Raw genomic sequence first — 14,279 nt, forward strand, 5'->3', positions numbered from 1 at the left:
ATGGGGGGATGAGTCCCTCCCCCGCCGCCGCCAACCGCAGCGAGGTCGGCGGGCCACTACCGGGCCTGGGAGCGGATCTGTTGGCAGTGGTCGCGCGGCTCAACCGCCTAGCCACGCAGCGCATCCAGATGCCACTGCCCGCGGCTCAAGCCAGACTGCTGGCCACCATCGAAGCCCAGGGGGAAGCCCGGATCGGCGACTTGGCCGCCGTCGATCACTGCTCGCAACCAACGATGACCACGCAGGTACGACGACTCGAGGACGCTGGACTGGTTACCCGAACCGCCGACCCGGGAGACGCCCGGGCGGTCCGCATCCGCATCACGCCGGAAGGCATCCGCACGTTGACCGCGGTGCGGGCAGACCGCGCGGCTGCGATCGAGCCTCAGCTGGCCCTGCTCCCACCGGCGGACCGCCGGGTGTTGGCGGATGCGGTAGACGTGTTGCGCCGGCTGCTCGACCATGCCGCCACCACGCCGGGCCGGGCGACGCGGCAATAGGCATCGAGATGTCGAACGCCGCGCCGTTGGCGGTGTGGGTCGGATCGATGCGCCCGAAAACGCAAAGGGAATCGCTTGGCGGCTCCTGCTGCTGGAGTTGTCCGGACCATCCCGACTACTCCGAAAGGCCAATGCGAGCCGGCTGATTGACGGCGAACGCCAACTTGGCCCGAAAAGACCGGCATTTCACTACTATCAATGTGCCTCGATCGTCGTTGGATAACAACCGTAGTGAGTCGAGAGGAACCAGTATGCAGTTCCTGAGCGTGATTCCAGAGCAGGTCGAGTCCGCGGCTCAAGATTTGGCGGGCATTCGCTCAGCGCTGAGCGCGTCTTACGCGGCCGCAGCGGGACCCACAACAGCGGTGGTTTCCGCTGCCGAGGACGAGGTGTCGACCGCGATTGCGTCGATATTCGGCGCCTACGGTCGACAGTGCCAGGTTCTCAGCGCCCAGGCCTCCGCGTTTCATGACGAGTTCGTCAACCTGTTGAAAACTGGCGCGACTGCATACCGCAACACCGAATTCGCCAACGCCCAAAGCAACGTGCTGAATGCAGTGAACGCACCGGCCCGATCGCTGTTGGGGCACCCGAGCGCGGCTGAGAGCGTGCAGAACTCGGCCCCAACGCTAGGCGGTGGCCACAGCACCGTGACCGCTGGGCTTGCCGCACAGGCCGGTCGTGCCGTCGCGACGGTCGAACAACAGGCTGCGGCTGCGGTTGCCCCGTTGCCAAGCGCCGGCGCCGGACTGGCTCAGGTTGTCAACGGCGTCGTGACCGCCGGACAGGGTTCCGCCGCCAAACTTGCCACCGCGCTGCAGAGCGCCGCGCCCTGGCTGGCCAAGAGCGGCGGCGAGTTCATCGTGGCTGGGCAGAGCGCGCTGACCGGTGTTGCTTTGCTGCAACCTGCCGTGGTCGGCGTTGTTCAGGCGGGCGGTACGTTCTTGACCGCCGGAACGAGCGCTGCTACCGGACTGGGTCTGCTCACACTTGCTGGTGTTGAGTTCAGTCAAGGCGTTGGCAACCTTGCGCTGGCTTCAGGGACCGCCGCGACCGGACTTGGTCTGCTGGGCAGTGCCGGTGTGCAACTGTTCAGTCCTGCCTTTTTACTGGCTGTGCCCACCGCGTTGGGTGGAGTTGGCTCGCTCGCGATCGCAGTAGTTCAGCTTGTGCAAGGCGTCCAACACCTGTCGTTGGTTGTGCCGAACGTTGTTGCCGGGATCGCTGCACTGCAGACCGCCGGTGCCCAGTTTGCCCAGGGTGTTAACCACACGATGCTGGCCGCTCAGCTCGGTGCCCCTGGGATAGCTGTCTTACAGACCGCCGGTGGCCATTTTGCTCAAGGCATTGGCCACCTGACGACGGCTGGCAATGCCGCTGTCACGGTGCTGATCTCCTAGCCGGGCGGTCGAGCTTCATCCCGGAGCCGCTACGTTACGCCGAGATGCTGCACCCGGAGAATCGGTCCGATTGAGTTCTGGGACCGATAAGTTCGGCTGGCGTCGATGCCGGCTGCCGCACCAAGGCCGCCTGCAACATCCCCATGTCGGTGACCGTTCGGCGGTCGTACACTTTCCAAGTCAGAACGGCGGCAGCGGCGTAGCACATCATGAAGATCCAGAACGCATCGGTCCCACTGCCGGTGCTGAGGTAGGACTCACGCAGCGCCATATTGATTCCGACCCCGCCGAGCGCGCCGAAGGCGGCCACAAACCCGATGACTACTCCTGAGATGATGCGTGACCAGTCGCGGCGTTCGGCTTCACTGAGATCCAGGGAGCGGCTGCACGCCTCAAAAATCGTCGGAATCATCTTGTACACAGACCCGTTGCCCAACCCGGATAGGACGAACAACGCGACGAAGCAGACGAAGTAGCCGACCATGGTAGCGCCCCGATGCTGGCCGACATGTCGGCCTTCGAGGGTGCTGGCACTGATCAGCAGCCCAGCGGCGAGCGTCATCGCCACAAAGACTATAAGGGTCAAGCGGCTTCCACCGACTCGATCGGCCAGCCGGCCACCGTAAATCCGGGCCACCGCCGCCAGCAACGGCCCGACAAACGCCAACTCGACGGCATGCAGCGTCGCGCGCGCCGGGCTTTGTCCGCACGCCAGGAAGTTGGTCTGCAACACCTGGCCAAACACGAAGGAGAAGCCGATGAATGAGCCGAAAGTGCCGAGGTAGAGCAGCGAGAGCAACCACGTGTCGCGGGTCGACAGAACCGCGGAAACGATCGGCCGAAGCCGGTTCACCTGCACCCGGTGCTGTTCGACATTGTTCATGAACAGCGACACTCCGATTACCGCGATTGCCACCAGAACCACATACAGTGCGCAGACCAGGTAAGGCTTCCGCTCACCGACAGTGGCGATTGCCAACAACCCAACTAGCTGGATCGCCGGCACCCCGAGATTGCCTACCCCACCGGCAATTCCGAGCGCCGAACCCTTGAGCCGATGTGGATAGAAAGCATTGGCGTTGCTCATTGACGACGCGAAGTTGCCGCCGCCTAAGCCGGTCAGGGCCGCACACACCAGATACGGCCACAGCGGTAGCCCCGGATGGGTCAACAACACCGTTGTGCCAATGGCCGGAATTAGCAACACGATTGCCGAAAAAGTCGCCCAGTTGCGACCGCCAAAGATCGCGCTGGCCAACGCGTAGGGCATCCGCAGGAACGCGCCAAACAGCGTCGCGATGGTGCCGAGCAGAAACTTGTCACTGGTTGAAAAGCCGTAGACGTCCTGGGGCATCAGCAACTCCAGCACCGGCCAGAGCGTCCACACCGAGTAACCCAGGTGAACCGTCACGACCGACCAAAGCAGATTGCGTCGGGCAATGCCCTTGTTGCCTGCCTCCCACGCTCCTAGATCCTCGGGATCCCAATGCGTGATGTGACGTGAGCCACCCAGGCGCCTGAGCGAAGGGGCCGCGGGACTGCGCGGCGACTCCTCGCGTTGCAGCAGCGTGTGCTGTTCCATCACCCTCCTTGTTCCCACCCTGGTGCGAATGCGGGCCGGCCTACCAGGGTGCCAGCCTTGCGTGTACGAAGTTGTTTCCTGGCAGCCTGAAACTCCTGTAGAACTCCTGTAAAAGTGCTGAAGGCAATACACAATTGGGCTCGCCCTTGAGCCGAGAAGACCTAAACCCTACATGTAAAGCTGCGCTGTTGTCCTCGCAGCAAGAAAACAGCGAAAGCTATTGTGCTCGAGTACTACTGATGGGGGATCGAGCCGAGCGCCTCGAGCTTGCCATCTGATCCGATGTGGAATCGCACCGTGCCGATGCCGGTGGGACAGCACTCCTGGTCGCTGCCGATCTGCCATTGGTACTGAACCGTCACGGTGTCATCGCCTGCAGGCAATACGGTGATGTAGGGCTTCGGATTCCGAGTCGGCGAGCCCAGCGGGATGTTGCGGTCGAAGAACAACAGCTGTTGGGGAGTCGACTGGGAGGCAATTGTCGGGATGATTTGCACCCAATGCAAGCGGCAGTTGCGGGTATGTCCTCGGGTGATTTCGACCCATTTGGAGCCCGGTACCACGATCGGGACCGCAGCGATGGCCTGCCGTACCGTGTCAGCGGTCGGCCCGTCGGAATCCTTGCAGGTGTTCGGTGGTGACGGTCGTGTTGTCGGCGGCTTCCAGGCGCAACCGGAGGCGCCCAGCCCCACAATCAGTGCCAACAGTGCCAACAGTGCCAACAGTGCCAGAATCGGGACGGCGCTACGCTGACGACGCACGTCACGAGCTTAGCGAAAACTGGGAATTTCCCCTACGTTTCATCAACGCCTCAGGTGTCGATCCTAAAGCGCGGGTGCCGCCGGTATTCTTGCCCCAAATCGGTCGGTTGACACCCGCTGCGGTCGGCGAAGCCATCGGCATCGCGGCCGACGACATCCCTATGGCGGCACGCTGGATCGGCAGCCGACCAGGCTCGCTCATCGGCCAGCCCAACACGATGGGCGACGAAATGGGTTACCTGGGACCAGGTCTAGCGGGTCAGCGGTGCGTTGATCGATTGGTCATGGGCGCCAGTCGATCCACCTGCTCCCGATTGCCGGTCATCGCGTCCGTCGACGAACGGCTGTCGGTGCTCAAACCAGTTCGGCCGCGCCTGCATTCAATCTCATTCATCTTTAAGGGCCGCCCCGGGGAGGTGTACCTGACGGTCACCGGTTACAACTTTCGCGGTGTGCCGTAGTTCGGGGTGTGCTCGACCTGCCTCGCCGAGCGCCCCCGACAATCGGGTCGCCATCTATGAAAGGACATCTAGCAACATTCGGCCACCCAGCGCTTCCGACATGCCGAGGATCATGGTTGAGTCGGGAACCGGGATCCCCCTACCGGCTTCCTGCTGGAGCCGGACGAGATCGAGGCGATGCATGCCGAAGGATTCCTCGCCGCACTGGATCTGGCACTCTTCTGCGGCCAGGGCAGCGCTGTACGTTCGCGGCAAACGCCGACCCGATGGCCAAGGGCGTCGATCGTGCGCTCTGCGAAATCGTGGCCGAACGCCGGCAACTGGACCTGGACCTGGCCAAAGCCCAAGTCCGGTCGGCGCTCGCCAACCAGCGTTACCATCGCGACGTCCATTAAACCCAGCACGGTCACGAACGGAGGTTGTGATGAGCGACGCCCGCGTGCCACGGATCCCGGCCGCGTTGTCCGCACCAAGTCTCAACCGTGGAGTCGGCTTCACCCACGCGCAGCGGCGGCGGCTGGGGCTGACCGGCCGGCTTCCGTCGGCCGTGCTCACGCTCGACCAACAGGCCGAACGCGTATGGCATCAGTTGCAGAGCTTGGCCACCGATCTGGGCCGCAACCTGCTTCTCGAACAGCTGCACTACCGCCACGAGGTGCTGTACTTCAAGGTGCTGGCCGACCATTTGCCCGAACTGATGCCGGTGGTGTACACGCCCACCGTTGGCGAGGCAATCCAACGCTTCTCCGACGAATACCGCGGGCAACGCGGACTGTTTCTGAGCATCGACGAACCCGACGAAATCGAGGAAGCCTTCAACACGTTGGGGCTGGGGCCCGAGGACGTCGACCTGATCGTGTGCACCGATGCCGAGGCGATCCTGGGTATCGGTGACTGGGGTGTGGGTGGCATCCAGATCGCTGTGGGCAAATTGGCCCTCTACACCGCCGGCGGCGGCGTCGATCCGCGCCGCTGCCTCGCGGTGTCTCTGGATGTCGGCACCGACAATGAGCAGCTGCTGGCCGATCCGTTCTATCTGGGCAATCGCCACGCCCGGCGGCGCGGTCGGGAATACGACGAGTTCGTCAGTCGCTATATCGAAACGGCTCAACGGTTATTTCCGCGTGCCATTCTGCATTTCGAGGACTTCGGGCCGGCGAACGCGCGGAAGATCCTAGACACATACGGCACGGATTACTGCGTGTTCAACGATGACATGCAAGGAACCGGCGCGGTGGTCTTGGCCGCCGTATACAGCGGTCTGAAGGTTACCGGTATCCCGCTGCGCGATCAGACAATAGTCGTCTTCGGCGCAGGCACCGCAGGGATGGGGATCGCCGATCAGATCCGGGACGCGATGGTGGCAGACGGTGCCACGCTCGAGCAGGCGGTGTCCCAGATCTGGCCGATCGACAGGCCGGGCCTGTTGTTCGACGACATGGATGACCTGCGCGACTTCCAAGTGCCGTACGCGAAAAACCGCCACCAGCTCGGTGTGGCCGTCGGGGATCGGGTCGGGCTGAGCGACGCGATCAAGATCGCATCGCCCACTATCCTGCTCGGCTGCTCAACGGTCTACGGAGCGTTCACCAAAGAGGTGGTCGAGGCGATGACGGCGTCCTGCAAACACCCGATGATCTTTCCGCTGTCCAACCCGACGTCGCGCATGGAAGCCATCCCCGCCGACGTGCTGGCGTGGTCGAATGGCAGGGCGCTGCTTGCCACCGGCAGCCCAGTCGCCCCAGTGGAATTCGACGAAACCACCTACGTCATCGGTCAGGCCAACAACGTGTTGGCGTTTCCCGGCATCGGACTGGGCGTCATTGTCGCTGGTGCCCGGTTGATAACCAGGCGCATGCTGCATGCAGCAGCGAAGGCCATTGCTCACCAGGCCAATCCGACAAATCCCGGAGACTCGCTGTTGCCGGATGTCCAAAATCTGCGGGCCATCTCGACAACGGTCGCCGAAGCTGTCTATCGGGCCGCCGTCCAAGACGGGGTGGCTTCCAGGACGCACGACGACGTCAGGCAGGCCATAGTCGACACCATGTGGCTCCCGGCATATGACTAACCGCGCACTCGACGGTCATCGCTGTAGGCAGCCTCTCGCTTAGCGTCGCTGCCCGCGGTGTGCACGTCACGCGGAAACCATCGCCAGCCGGCGAGAAACACGACAGCCAGTGTTGCAGTGGCGACGAGCAACGCCACCCGAATGCCTTCGATGAAATCCTCCTCCGCAATCGCGACGGGGTCGCGATGCTCAATGTGCCGCCGGGGGACGATTCCGCCCACATGCGCTCGCGGATTGGCACTGTCGATAATGATCTCGGCAAGGACGTGGCGCTGGACCGGGTCGGGCACCGCGCGCTCCAGATGGGGCTCGAGTGTGGCCGAAAGCCAGGCGGCAAGGACGGAGCCCAAAACCGCGAACCCGATCGTCGAGCCGATCGCCCGCTGAGCACTCATGATGCCGGACGCCATGCCCGCACGCTCGGCGGGGACCGCGGTCATGGCGACGGTCGTGATCGGCGTCAGGCACAACGCGACGCCGCTCCCGCACAAGCCCAGCCCGACCAGGACCAGGGCCGAGCTCCGGTGCTCGCTGAAGATGAGCATGAGCAGACCCAGCATCAACATGCACAGCCCCGCCAGGATGGGAACGCGTGCTCCGATCCGGCCAACCAGGTGCCCAACAAGTGGCGACACGATGGCCACGGCCGCACTGAACGGAAGGATCATCAGGCCGGTCACGCTCGGGGTATAGCCGCGCACGTTCTGCAGGAACTGGGTGGTGAGCAGCAGCATCCCATAGACGGCGAAGAACACCGTGCAGATGGTCGCGATGGCCAGGGCGTATGAGGTGTCGCGGAACAGGGTCAGATCCATCATCGGATTCGATGATCTGCGCTCAAGCCAGACGAACAGGGCGCAGCCGACGGCGGCTGTCCAGAGCATCACGATGGTCTGGACAGACGTCCAGCCGATCTGGGGGCCTTCGATGACCGCATACACCAGGGCACCCACGGCAACGATGAACAGCAGCTGCCCGGACAGATCGAAGCGGCGTGCCCGCTCGTTACACGACTCCTCGACGTAGCACAAAGTCAGGAAGAGGACGAGTGCGCCCATGGGCAGGTTGACATAGAAGATGCTGCGCCACCCCCACTGGTCCACCAGCAGACCGCCCAGTGTCGGGCCCGTCGTCGTACCGATGCTCGCGATGGCGGTCCAGATCCCGATGGCGCGCGCCTTCTCCTTCGCCTCCGGAAAGGCCGCGCTGACCAGGGCGAGCGAGGTTACGCTGACGGCCGCCGCACCTAGGCCCTGCGCGCCCCGCGCGGTGGTGAGCACCGCGATTGAGGGCGCCAACCCGCAGGCGATAGATCCCAGCGTGAACAACGAAACACCTATCAAGTACCAGCGGCGCCGACCGTAGAGGTCGGCAAGCGTCGCCGCCGACATGATGAAGACCGCCATTCCGAGGCTGTAGGACGCCACCACCCACTGCAGGCCGTCCTCCCCCACCGCGAAACTGCGCTGGATGTCGGGCAGCGCCACGTTCACGATCAGTGCGTCGAGAAAGATCATGAACAGGCCCAGGCCAGTGGCGATGAGCGTGAGGAGCTGCGTGCGGTTCATGCGGGCCCCGATCTACATGGATTTCGGTGGCGATCTGTGACCAGACACTAGGCTGCGCCAGCGACGGCGTCAGCCGCTTCGGTCGATTCGAGCCGAATGGTCGACGGCTGCGGAACCGACCGCAAAACTGGGGCAAAAGGTTCACCGCGGGTGTAAGCCAGCTAGGCGAACCGATCCCGCTGGCCCATGGCCTATAGTGGGCCCATGCAACAGGCCATACAGCTGCGCTTTATCCTCCCGCGCCGCCTCGCCGTGGGCTGTTGTTGTTGTTGATTCCTGGCGTCCACAGCAATCCTCGCGCTCTTGCCCGCAAACGGGTGGAAATCGGTGTTCGCCCGCGGCGTACAGCCGCCGCGCACTCACGAGTCGTTCAGAAAGATCAACAGCCATGACCGTGCCCACGGATGCAGCCATCGACTTCGACGTCAGCTGGGAGGCCAACTGGGCCTGGACCGACACTGTTGGGCGTAGCAGATGAGCATCGCCGAGGACATCACCCAACTCATCGGGCGCACACCGCTGGTCCGACTGCGCCGAGTCACCGACGGCGCCGTTGCCGACATCGTCGCCAAGCTGGAATTCTTCAACCCGGCCAACAGCGTAAAAGACCGTATCGGGGTTGCCATGCTCCAAGCGGCCGAGCAGGCAGGTTTGATCAAGCCGGACACGATCATTCTCGAACCCACGAGCGGTAACACCGGCATCGCCCTGGCCATGGTTTGCGCGGCACGCGGCTACCGGTGCGTGCTGACCATGCCCGAGACGATGAGTCTGGAGCGCCGGATGTTGCTGCGCGCATACGGTGCTGAACTCATCCTCACTCCGGGTGCGGACGGCATGTCAGGTGCCATCGCCAAGGCTGAGGAGCTGGCCAAGACCGATCAACGCTACTTCGTGCCCCAGCAGTTCGAGAACCCGGCGAACCCGGCCATCCATCGCGTCACGACCGCCGAGGAGGTCTGGCGTGACACCGACGGCAAGGTCGACATCGTCGTCGCGGGAGTCGGCACCGGTGGCACCATCACCGGCGTCGCGCAGGTCATCAAGGAACGCAAGCCGTCGGCCCGGTTCGTGGCCGTAGAGCCGGCCGCGTCGCCGGTCCTTTCTGGTGGCCAGAAGGGACCGCACCCGATCCAGGGCATCGGCGCCGGGTTCGTCCCGCCGGTACTCGACCAGGACCTAGTCGACGAGATCATTACCGTCGGTAACGAAGACGCGCTCAACGTGGCGCGCCGGCTGGCCCGGGAAGAGGGCTTGCTGGTCGGCATCTCCTCGGGCGCCGCCACAGTGGCCGCTCTTCAGGTGGCCCGCCGGCCAGAGAACGCCGGGAAACTAATCGTCGTAGTGCTCCCCGACTTCGGCGAACGATATCTGAGCACACCGTTGTTCGCCGACGTGGCTGACTAAGCCATGCTGACGGCCATGCGGGGCGACATCCGAGCAGCCCGGGAGCGGGATCCGGCGGCCCCTACCGCGCTGGAAGTCATCTTCTGCTACCCGGGCGTGCACGCCGTGTGGGGCCACCGCCTCGCCCACTGGCTGTGGCAGCGTGGCGCCAGGCTGCTCGCGCGGGCAGCCGCCGAATTCACTCGCATCCTGACCGGTGTAGATATCCACCCCGGTGCCGTCATCGGTGCTCGCGTGTTCATCGACCACGCGACCGGCGTGGTGATCGGAGAAACCGCGGAGGTCGGCGACGACGTCACGATCTATCACGGCGTCACTCTCGGCGGCAGTGGCATGGTTGGCGGGAAACGCCATCCCACCGTCGGTGACCGCGTGATCATCGGCGCCGGGGCCAAGGTCCTCGGTCCGATCAAGATCGGCGAGGACAGCCGGATCGGCGCCAATGCCGTCGTGGTCAAGCCCGTCCCGCCGAGCGCGGTGGTGGTCGGGGTGCCCGGGCAGGTCATCGGCCAAAGCCAGCCCAGTCCCGGCGGCCCGTTTGATTGGAGGCTGCCCGATCTCGTGGGAGCCAGCCTCGATTCGCTGCTCACCAGGGTGGCCAGGCTGGAGGCCCTCGGCGGCGGCCCGCAAGCAGCAGGAGTCATCCGGCCACCCGAAGCCGGGATATGGCACGGCGAGGACTTCTCGATCTGAGGCAATACCCGGCCGCCGACAATGCCTTCTTCGGCGCCGCCCACCGACGCGCATCATCGGCTGCTAGCCCCCGCACCGGGTTCCGTCCTCGCCGAATTCACCTCGGGCCGGAGGTTGAGCTGCTTGGGCTTCGGCAGCCGAAACCGGGGCGATACAAACGTGGGTTGCGGATACGACCGCTTTGCGACGCGGTTTGTCCAACGCAGGCTTGGAAAACTTCTCCAAGCACGAGCGAGATTACTGATTCGAATTGGCTCTTGACAGCACCTGCGAAGAGGTGTAGATATGCGAATCACTATGTGGACAGCAATCTTTGGAAAGCTCTTGCTGTCAAATCTGTCACGAACCTATGCTTAGCGATACCTTGCGCCAAACATGCAGTCGCTTGACCGTTGAGATCGCTGAGGTATCGGCCATGGATGTCCCTCACGAGCAGCCAGCCCTCTCTTCGAGCAAATCGAATCGCTTTACTTCGCAAAGGCAAACAACTGGTGTGGGAACCACCACTGTTGAACGGCTCGAACCGCGGTTATCTCCCGCGTCCCGCCACATCACTGAGGCTAAAGCTTTCGGCACCGAGTGCCACGTAAGTTCCTTTACCCGTGAGCAGGATCCCGACAGGGCGGTCCGTGTGGAGCAGATCCACGGTGAAGCGTATGTCGCCGCCGGCCATGTGTACGAATCTGCGCTCGATGAATTGGGCCGGCTGGACAATTCCAACGCCGAGTTCATCCTCGACAAGGCACGCGGTAGCACCCGAGAAACCGAGGTCATATACCTGCATGCGGTTCCCGCGGAGCCCCTCTCCGGCAGCCAAGGCGAAGGAGGCCTGCGAATAGTCGGCATTTCCGCTGTGGGGTCAATTGACGACCTCAGTGCATTTAAGGCCGCCAAACCGTCGATGGGCCTGGCGCATCAACGCAAGCTTTATGACGCGATCGAAGACCTGGGTCACGGCGGGGTCAAGGAGATTGCGGCATTATCGGTTACGGCCGATGCCCCTCCCACGGTGTCGTATTCGCTCATCCGGGAGGTTTTGCGCTTGTACCACCGAACCGGCGAAAAATTGATAATCACATTTGCCATGCCAGCATACGCCAAGATGGTGATGAATTTTGGTCGATTTGCGATGCCTCAAGTGGGCGAACCGTTCTATGCGCACAGAAATAATGACCCTAGGACATCGAATGATCTCTTGCTGGTTCCCTCAATAGTCGAGCCATCGAATTTTCTCGAGAATATTTCCCGCGGGGTCGTGACAGCGGATGACGGCCCGACCGCGAGAAGGCGATTCGCCACCCTATGCTATATGACCGACGGCCTTGATGACTATTTCATGCCGTTGACTCGGCAGGTCCTTAGCGAAGGAATCCAAGACATCTGAGTTCTGGAAGCGGTAATGGGCGGTCGGGCGTGCGCAACTCCGGCAACAAACAGCTTGGAGCTTTTACGCGAAGCGGGATTCACTATCCGAACCAGACCGCTCGGCAGGGGCATAGCAATAAGCTTCAACCGATTGACGCATTGTGCGAACTGACGGCGCCCGCGCATGGCCAATCCGGAAGACCATCATTGGCCAGTGGCCGGGCGCTAACAGGTTCCAGCCCCCCACCAGTGCCGCTCGAACATGCGGTGCAACCCATTCGCAGGCCGGCAGGGAAAGCACCGCGGAAGCCGCAAAGGGCTGCAGTTCCGCGCCCAATAGTGTCGTCCGCAACCAGATGCGCTCGAAAACCGCGCCGGCAGTCAGCGCACCCGACGCGAGGTCGAGAGACGTCGTCAGCGCGCCCACATGGGGTGCCAATCGGCACGGCAGGTAGGCCGCGCGCAACCCGAGCGCGTGGTGCATGCCCACGGTCCGCAGGAGGCGCAGCACCCGCCAATGCCGAAGCCCACGAAACATCGGGCGCATCCACGCTTCAACCTCAAGAGACCCGGGCGGCAACCCATCGTCGCTGCTCGCGGTCCAGCCAATGTCGAAGCGGACGGCCGAAAAGAGTTCTTCGTGTAGTTCACGAGATCGAAAGCGCTCAGTTTCGGCCAATCTGACCAACCGAAGGATCTGTTTCCTGGTCTCTGGCGAGTCAAACCAATGCAGTTGGATCCCGTCAATGCCGGTGGCCTCCGCCGAGAGTGCACCCAATTCGCCCTGCGAAAGTGGCGGTCCACGAAAGCGAACACGCCGGTTGGTGCGCCTTCGCTCGATCGCGACCTCGATTGGATCCACCCTGGTTTGTGGCAGGCGATCCACGTCGATCTCCGCCACCAGCCCCGGATTCCCGCTATCCGGAAACCAGCACACCTTCGTTTCAAAACCAAGGCGTCCAGCGCGCAGCTTCACGTTTTCGACAGCCGCACCGATCGCGACCAAACTCATGATGCGGCGGTGCTCGGGGGCGGACCTCCAAGTCTGATCGCCCCACAACCGCACCCGCCTACCGGCATGTTCGAGCTGGACTTCGCGCCGGTTGTCCGCGGATGGCGCCAGCGCCGCCGCCTCGACGAGCGACAGGAATTCAGCAGGATCCAGACCCGTCATACCCGGGCCCCAGCGGCCGGCACGCATTGCCGTGGCAGAGTGGTCGCGCCGACGAACAGTGCGGAAGCGATATGTCTATCCCATGTTCGCTCAAACAGCGGTGCGCTGGCAGTATCTGAGTACACCATTCTAGGTGCAGCTCCCAACTAGTAGCTCGGTTCCGTCCTGTGATACCGCAGTCCCGGTATTACCCCCGCCGATCGTCGATTTATGTAGCGGGCCAGCAATCGCCGCTTGACTCTCTGTAGAGGGTGGCGATTTCCGCACCGTAAACGCTTCCGAACATAGATGCTGCGGTAAGCATCGAACTGATGAAAGTAGGGAGCAGCGTAAACGCGCCCATGTCCGAGCAGAATCTTCAACACCTCGGCCGCCACCACACCGGAAGCCAGATGACAGGCGAGGCCAACCGATGGACCCGTGCGATTTTCGATGTCGACGTAGGACAGATCTATGGAGCGCCGATGCGTCGCGGATGGTGCTATTCCAGCTATAAATGCGACGAACTTATCCACCGTGTTCATCGCATCAGACAGATCGAAATACCGATCGAACGTCATACCCTTAGGATCGAAAACGACCCAGGCCGTACTGAACCCGAGCGGGCCAGCGCCTAGCGCGTAGATTCCCCGCTGCTGTGCTTCACGATAGAGCAGGCGACGCAAATCGATTTCGAACGCGTCGATGCCGTCCACCAAAACATCTGCTCCCTCTAGAAAGGTAGCTGCATTCTCTTTCCCAATAGGTTCGCAGAAAGCACGGATTTCTGCTTCAGGGTTAATATCATGAACGATATTGCGCATGACCTCTGCCTTGGCCTGGCCGTTGGTCGAGCGCATAGCGCCGTACTGCCGATTCGAGTTGCGTATTTCGAAGACGTCCGGGTCTGCAATGGTGAACTTTCCTATTCCCATCCTTGCGAGGGCGACCATGTCAATTCCCCCAACCCCACCCATCCCAGCGATTGCAACGCGACTATTCCGAAGCCGTTGTTGTTCGGTTGGGCTAATCAATCCAAGGTTGCGACAGAAAGCTTCGTCATAAGACCATGGTGCGCTTTCTTTCACCCGTCCAGAGTCGGGGGCATCCGCACCGGCTCGCATCGCATCATCCTCCCACGACGGGCCGCTCATCAGCTTGGGCCATTTCAATGTACTTGATACCCCGCGCTGCGGGTAGGCCACTGCGACGATTCAAACACGGTGTCACACGGTGAATAGTGTCGAGATGGGCTCTGATCAACCGTCGCAAACCCGGTTTCGCATCGATAGCGGAATCGCACCGGGTTGCATGGAGG

At 62.7% G+C, this 14,279-nt stretch carries 14 protein-coding genes and 1 pseudogene; 10 read left to right on the forward strand and 5 right to left on the reverse strand.

Annotated features, from left to right (window positions below; translation table 11 throughout):
• Window positions 1-8: 8 nt before the first annotated feature.
• Genes MCAN_RS12355 through MCAN_RS12365 form a run of 3 tightly spaced genes read left to right on the forward strand, consistent with a single transcriptional unit; the run spans window position 9 to window position 1,900 of the window.
• Entirely contained in the window at window positions 9-500 is a 492-nt protein-coding gene (locus tag MCAN_RS12355) for a MarR family winged helix-turn-helix transcriptional regulator (protein ID WP_003411970.1), read from the forward strand.
• Window positions 501-534: 34 nt separating this feature from the next.
• Entirely contained in the window at window positions 535-723 is a 189-nt protein-coding gene (locus MCAN_RS23975; RefSeq protein WP_003411971.1) for a hypothetical protein, read from the forward strand.
• A gap of 28 nt (window positions 724-751) precedes the next feature.
• Complete coding sequence (locus MCAN_RS12365) at window positions 752-1,900, forward strand: PE family protein (protein ID WP_003411972.1); 1,149 nt, start codon at window positions 752-754, stop codon at window positions 1,898-1,900.
• Window positions 1,901-1,934: 34 nt separating this feature from the next.
• Here MCAN_RS12365 and MCAN_RS12370 read toward each other — a convergent pair whose 3' ends face one another.
• Complete coding sequence (locus tag MCAN_RS12370) at window positions 1,935-3,482, reverse strand: nitrate/nitrite transporter (RefSeq protein WP_003411973.1); 1,548 nt, start codon at window positions 3,480-3,482, stop codon at window positions 1,935-1,937.
• A gap of 233 nt (window positions 3,483-3,715) precedes the next feature.
• Window positions 3,716-4,243: an LppP/LprE family lipoprotein gene (locus MCAN_RS12375; protein ID WP_003411974.1), complete on the reverse strand. Its 528-nt coding sequence runs from the start codon at window positions 4,241-4,243 to the stop codon at window positions 3,716-3,718.
• Window positions 4,244-4,317: 74 nt separating this feature from the next.
• On the opposite strand from MCAN_RS12375, the gene MCAN_RS12380 reads away from it, so the two are divergent.
• The 3 genes from MCAN_RS12380 (at window position 4,318) to MCAN_RS12390 (ending at window position 6,775) form a co-directional block, all read left to right on the forward strand.
• Window positions 4,318-4,704: a hypothetical protein gene (locus MCAN_RS12380; protein WP_014001227.1), complete on the forward strand. Its 387-nt coding sequence runs from the start codon at window positions 4,318-4,320 to the stop codon at window positions 4,702-4,704.
• A gap of 266 nt (window positions 4,705-4,970) precedes the next feature.
• Complete coding sequence (locus tag MCAN_RS23860; protein WP_003916988.1) at window positions 4,971-5,099, forward strand: hypothetical protein; 129 nt, start codon at window positions 4,971-4,973, stop codon at window positions 5,097-5,099.
• Window positions 5,100-5,128: 29 nt separating this feature from the next.
• Window positions 5,129-6,775, forward strand: coding sequence for an NAD-dependent malic enzyme (locus tag MCAN_RS12390; RefSeq protein ID WP_003411979.1), 1,647 nt, complete (start codon window positions 5,129-5,131; stop codon window positions 6,773-6,775).
• On the opposite strand, the pseudogene stp reads toward MCAN_RS12390, so the two are convergent.
• A pseudogene (gene stp, locus MCAN_RS12395) lies at window positions 6,729-8,343 on the reverse strand (multidrug resistance protein Stp). The gene MCAN_RS12390 and the pseudogene stp sit on opposite strands and share 47 nt — an antisense overlap.
• A 204-nt stretch (window positions 8,344-8,547) precedes the next feature.
• Between stp and MCAN_RS24165 the strand changes: the two are divergent.
• The 4 genes from MCAN_RS24165 (at window position 8,548) to MCAN_RS12410 (ending at window position 11,827) form a co-directional block, all read left to right on the forward strand.
• Entirely contained in the window at window positions 8,548-8,616 is a 69-nt protein-coding gene (locus MCAN_RS24165) for an Rv2334A family Cys-rich leader peptide (RefSeq protein WP_306921051.1), read from the forward strand.
• 201 nt (window positions 8,617-8,817) lie between these two features.
• Window positions 8,818-9,750, forward strand: a complete 933-nt coding sequence (gene cysK, locus MCAN_RS12400) for an O-acetylserine sulfhydrylase (RefSeq protein ID WP_003899275.1) — start codon at window positions 8,818-8,820, stop codon at window positions 9,748-9,750.
• A 3-nt stretch (window positions 9,751-9,753) separates the two neighbouring features.
• Complete coding sequence (gene cysE / locus MCAN_RS12405; RefSeq protein WP_003411985.1) at window positions 9,754-10,443, forward strand: serine O-acetyltransferase; 690 nt, start codon at window positions 9,754-9,756, stop codon at window positions 10,441-10,443.
• A 415-nt stretch (window positions 10,444-10,858) separates the two neighbouring features.
• On the forward strand, window positions 10,859-11,827 hold the full coding sequence (locus MCAN_RS12410; protein WP_003411992.1) for a hypothetical protein: 969 nt from the start codon (window positions 10,859-10,861) through the stop codon (window positions 11,825-11,827).
• 63 nt (window positions 11,828-11,890) lie between these two features.
• Here the strand turns inward: MCAN_RS12410 and MCAN_RS12415 are convergent, their stop codons facing one another.
• Complete coding sequence (locus MCAN_RS12415) at window positions 11,891-13,009, reverse strand: nitroreductase family protein (RefSeq protein ID WP_003412001.1); 1,119 nt, start codon at window positions 13,007-13,009, stop codon at window positions 11,891-11,893.
• A 119-nt stretch (window positions 13,010-13,128) separates the two neighbouring features.
• Window positions 13,129-14,085, reverse strand: a complete 957-nt coding sequence (locus tag MCAN_RS12420; RefSeq protein WP_003412005.1) for a ThiF family adenylyltransferase — start codon at window positions 14,083-14,085, stop codon at window positions 13,129-13,131.
• Window positions 14,086-14,279 lie beyond the last annotated feature (194 nt).

This window comes from Mycobacterium canetti CIPT 140010059, from assembly GCF_000253375.1.
In the GTDB taxonomy this organism is placed as follows: Bacteria; Actinomycetota; Actinomycetes; order Mycobacteriales; family Mycobacteriaceae; genus Mycobacterium; species Mycobacterium tuberculosis.

Excerpts from the sequence above, each read along its gene's own strand:
- MCAN_RS12355 (WP_003411970.1), top strand. The coding sequence starts at position 9 with ATGAGTCCCTCCCCCGCCGCCGCCAACCGCAGCGAGGTCGGCGGGCCA.
- MCAN_RS12365 (WP_003411972.1), top strand. The coding sequence starts at position 752 with ATGCAGTTCCTGAGCGTGATTCCAGAGCAGGTCGAGTCCGCGGCTCAA.
- MCAN_RS12370 (WP_003411973.1), bottom strand. The coding sequence starts at position 3,482 with ATGGAACAGCACACGCTGCTGCAACGCGAGGAGTCGCCGCGCAGTCCC.
- MCAN_RS23860 (WP_003916988.1), top strand. The coding sequence starts at position 4,971 with ATGGCCAAGGGCGTCGATCGTGCGCTCTGCGAAATCGTGGCCGAACGC.
- MCAN_RS12390 (WP_003411979.1), top strand. The coding sequence starts at position 5,129 with ATGAGCGACGCCCGCGTGCCACGGATCCCGGCCGCGTTGTCCGCACCA.
- cysK (WP_003899275.1), top strand. The coding sequence starts at position 8,818 with ATGAGCATCGCCGAGGACATCACCCAACTCATCGGGCGCACACCGCTG.
- cysE (WP_003411985.1), top strand. The coding sequence starts at position 9,754 with ATGCTGACGGCCATGCGGGGCGACATCCGAGCAGCCCGGGAGCGGGAT.
- MCAN_RS12410 (WP_003411992.1), top strand. The coding sequence starts at position 10,859 with ATGGATGTCCCTCACGAGCAGCCAGCCCTCTCTTCGAGCAAATCGAAT.
- MCAN_RS12415 (WP_003412001.1), bottom strand. The coding sequence starts at position 13,009 with ATGCGTGCCGGCCGCTGGGGCCCGGGTATGACGGGTCTGGATCCTGCT.
- MCAN_RS12420 (WP_003412005.1), bottom strand. The coding sequence starts at position 14,085 with ATGCGAGCCGGTGCGGATGCCCCCGACTCTGGACGGGTGAAAGAAAGC.